This window comes from Allobosea sp. ASV33, from assembly GCF_016428755.1.
In the GTDB taxonomy this organism is placed as follows: Bacteria; Pseudomonadota; Alphaproteobacteria; order Rhizobiales; family Beijerinckiaceae; genus Allobosea.
Window position 1 is genome coordinate 1 of sequence record NZ_JAELTI010000179.1, and the last position, 3,179, is coordinate 3,179.

The window sequence follows — 3,179 nt, forward strand, 5'->3', positions numbered from 1 at the left end:
CCTTCGAATCGAGGATCTCAACCACCGCTTCGTCGCCGTGGCGACCGAGCTCGGCTTCGGCCACGAGATCTGGCTGACCCATGGCCCGCTGGTCGAGGCGCTGACCGCCTCCTACGCGCTGCCGGGCATCTTCGACCCGGTGAAGCTCGGCGGCCGCTGGCTGATGGACGGCGCGCTGGTCAATCCGGTTCCCGTGACGGCGGCGCGCGCGCTCGGCGCCGATGTCGTGATCTGCGTCAACCTGAACAGCGACCTCACCGGCCGCGGCACGACCATCCAGGACCAGAGCTCCGACCCCGATCCGCTCGTGCCCGAATTGCGCATCCAGCCGGAGCCACGCTGGTATGACGGCATCAGCGGCGCCGCCAAGCGCGTCCGCAACATCGTCGGCCGCCCGGCCGAGAACCGCCCCGGCCTTGCCGGCGTGATGATCGATGCCTTCAACATCACGCAGGACCGCATCTCGCGCTCGCGTCTGGCAGGCGATCCGCCGGACGTGATGATCGGTCCAAAGCTCGGCCGCATCGGCCTGTTCGACTTCCACCGCGCCGGCGAGACGATCGAGCTCGGCCGGCAAGCCGCCCGACGGTCGCTCGACGATATCGCCGCCCTCGTCGCGGCCAATCATATCGCGCCGGAGAGCTGACGCCCTCCGGACATTCCGCGATCCGTCAGGCCATCGCGATATAGTCGCGCATCGCCTTGCTCTCGGCCTCGATCGCGGCGACCCGGTGCTTCACCACGTCACCGATCGAGACGATGCCGGTCACTCGCCCATTCTCCACGACCGGAACGTGGCGGAAGCGCCCCGTCGTCATGATCTCCATCAGTTCGTCGACGCTGGTCTGCGGCCGGCAGGTCACGACCTTCGAGGTCATCGAGCGCGAAACCGCGCTCTCCAGCGCGCCGGGCCCCAGTTCGCCGAGCGCCCGGATGATGTCGCGTTCGGAGAGGATACCCACAAGCGCCCCGTCCGCTCCCATGACGACGACGGCACCGATGCGCTTCTCGCTCAGCGTGCGGATCGCTTCGGCCAGCGTCCGATGCGGCTGCACCGAGATCACATCGTGCCCCTTGCCGCTCAGCAACTGCTCGACATTCATGGACCGTCCCTCCTCGCAGGCGCGCCGTTGCCGGCGCGCGGTTTCGCGGGAACTTCGCGAGGGCCGGCAAAACTCTCCATGCCGGGCCGGCTCGGGAAGTGCTTCGCAATGAGGGGAGTGTGGGCGAAGACCTCGGCACAGGCAAGGTTCGCAAAACGATTCCAAAGACGCGCGCGGATGCCGGCCTGCCGCCCGCGTCAGCGCCCCTGTTGCCCCCGGTCGAGCAGCGGGAACAGCAGCAGGCCAACGATGAAGCCGCCGATATGGGCCTCCCAGGCGATGCTGGTCTCCTCGCCGAAGATCGGTACGAGCCCGGCGCCGAACAGGATGTTCGTCACGAACCAGATCGCGATGAACAGCAGAGCGCGCGAGTTGCGCCAGAGCTGCCCGAGCGGCGCGGCAGGGATCGCCCGGACGACCGCGTCGTCGCCGAGCTCGCCGAAGCGCAGGCCCGGCGCGAAGACGAAGCGGACCGCCGCCGCCGTCGCGCCCGAAATGCCGGCCGAAGCGCCGACCAGCGGCAGCACGTCGAGATCGCGCGACCACCAGTGCAGCAGCGCGCCGCCGATGGTCGACAAGGCCATCAGGTTGAGGAAGCGGCTTGATCCGAGCCGCCGGGCGACCGGGCTGCCGAATGCCGCAAGCCAGACCGCGTTGGAGACGAGATGCAGCCATGAGCCGTGCAGGAAGCCGTAGGTCAGCACCGTCCAGAGCCGGACGCCGCCATCGGCGAGCAGCAGCCTGACGAGCTGCAGCCGCTCCGCCACGTCCTGCCCCACCGTGGATTGCGCCATCGCGCCGACGACATCGTCGAGCCGGCCGGGCGAAAGCCACAGCGTCAGGCGCGCCGGCACGAAGGCGAGCCAGGACATCAGCACGTAGTCGTCATAATCCGACAGCAGCGAGCGCCCGGCTTGGATCAGCACCAGGGCCGCCAGCAGCCAGACCACGACCGAAGGCAGGTTGAAGACGGGCTCGCGCCGGGGCCGAGAAGGATCTTGGGAAGAAGGATCGTGGGAAGCCATGCGGCCGTCACACTTGCCGAAGCGACCGCGGGGCGCAAGCGTCCCGGCGCTCACGAAAAAGGGGAGCGGCTCGCGCCGTCCCCTTTTCCGCCGGCTGTGACGCCGCCCGGTCGTGCCGGACGGCAGGCTCACGCCCCCTCCACCTCGTCCTGCGCGGGCTGTCGGCCTGCGCGAATTCCGAGGGGATTCATGCGCATTTTAACGATCTTCCACAATCGTAAGACTTGATTAACCCTAACGACCCGGTCGCCTCCCCCGACTCAGCAGGGGGTGGCAAGACGGCACGGCGGATGCGTCCTCGATCTTTCCAGGGACTGATTCGTCCTCCTTTCGAACGGATCCGCGTCATCTTCGAACGCCGGGCCGCTCCAGGGAGAGACACCGGGCGATATGGGCACAGAATGAAGAACGCGAGCACACGTCTGGTTTTCGAATATTGGGACACGCTGCGCGGCGAGCGGGCCGCGCCGGAGCGCGGCGAGATCGAGCCCGGAGCGTTGCGGCATGCCCTTGCAGACACCTTCGTCCTCGAGAACGAACCGATCGGTCCGGTCTTCCGGCTGGCGGGGACGCGGCTCTGCGCCCTGATAGGCCAGGAATTGCGCGGGCGCGCCTTCACAGCGCTCTGGCCCGATGTCGAAGCCCAGGGCGACATGCGCCGCCTTGTCCAGACCGTGATGGATGAGAGCGCCGGCGCGGTCGCAGGCCTGTCCGGCAAGTCGGTCACCGGCACGCCGATCTATCTGGAGCTCCTGCTGCTGCCGCTGCGCTATCGCGGCCGGACGCATGCTCGCGTGCTCGGTGCGCTCTCGCCTGCCATGTCGCCGGACTGGCTCGGCCTCGACACGATCGAATCGATGCGGATGATCTCGCTCAGGATGCTCTGGCCTGCGGCGACCGCGCGTCCGCCCGTCGCTCCGCGCCGTGCCGAGCCGCCCCGTCTCGTGGTATTGCCGGGCGGGCGGGCCTGAGCGGAACGATACGTTAACCGAAACCCGCCTAGGATCGCCGGGGAATCTAGGTCGGGTATTGATGCTGAGCGCCCTCAAAA

The 3,179-nt window shown here is 68.2% G+C and carries 4 protein-coding genes; 2 read left to right on the forward strand and 2 right to left on the reverse strand.

From position 1 onward, the window contains the following. The coding region (locus JHD80_RS26845; RefSeq protein WP_199093587.1) for a patatin-like phospholipase family protein at positions 1 to 646 on the forward strand (646 nt) is incomplete at its 5' end. 25 nt (positions 647 to 671) lie between these two features. Here JHD80_RS26845 and JHD80_RS26850 read toward each other — a convergent pair. Both JHD80_RS26850 and JHD80_RS26855 read right to left on the reverse strand, forming a co-directional pair. Next, positions 672 to 1,103, reverse strand: coding sequence for a CBS domain-containing protein (locus JHD80_RS26850; protein WP_199093589.1), 432 nt, complete (start codon positions 1,101 to 1,103; stop codon positions 672 to 674). Positions 1,104 to 1,300: 197 nt separating this feature from the next. After that, positions 1,301 to 2,128 carry a rhomboid family intramembrane serine protease gene (locus JHD80_RS26855; protein WP_199093591.1) on the reverse strand — a complete coding sequence of 276 codons (828 nt, stop codon included), beginning with the start codon at positions 2,126 to 2,128 and terminating at the stop codon, positions 1,301 to 1,303. Positions 2,129 to 2,529: 401 nt separating this feature from the next. Here JHD80_RS26855 and JHD80_RS26860 point away from each other — a divergent pair, with 401 nt between their 5' ends. Beyond that, complete coding sequence (locus tag JHD80_RS26860) at positions 2,530 to 3,099, forward strand: PAS domain-containing protein (protein WP_199093593.1); 570 nt, start codon at positions 2,530 to 2,532, stop codon at positions 3,097 to 3,099. The last annotated feature ends 80 nt before the right edge of the window (positions 3,100 to 3,179 follow it).

Coding starts and splice junctions, on each gene's coding strand:
- JHD80_RS26850 (WP_199093589.1), bottom strand. CDS start 1,103: ATGAATGTCGAGCAGTTGCTGAGCGGCAAGGGGCACGATGTGATCTCG.
- JHD80_RS26855 (WP_199093591.1), bottom strand. CDS start 2,128: ATGGCTTCCCACGATCCTTCTTCCCAAGATCCTTCTCGGCCCCGGCGC.
- JHD80_RS26860 (WP_199093593.1), top strand. CDS start 2,530: ATGAAGAACGCGAGCACACGTCTGGTTTTCGAATATTGGGACACGCTG.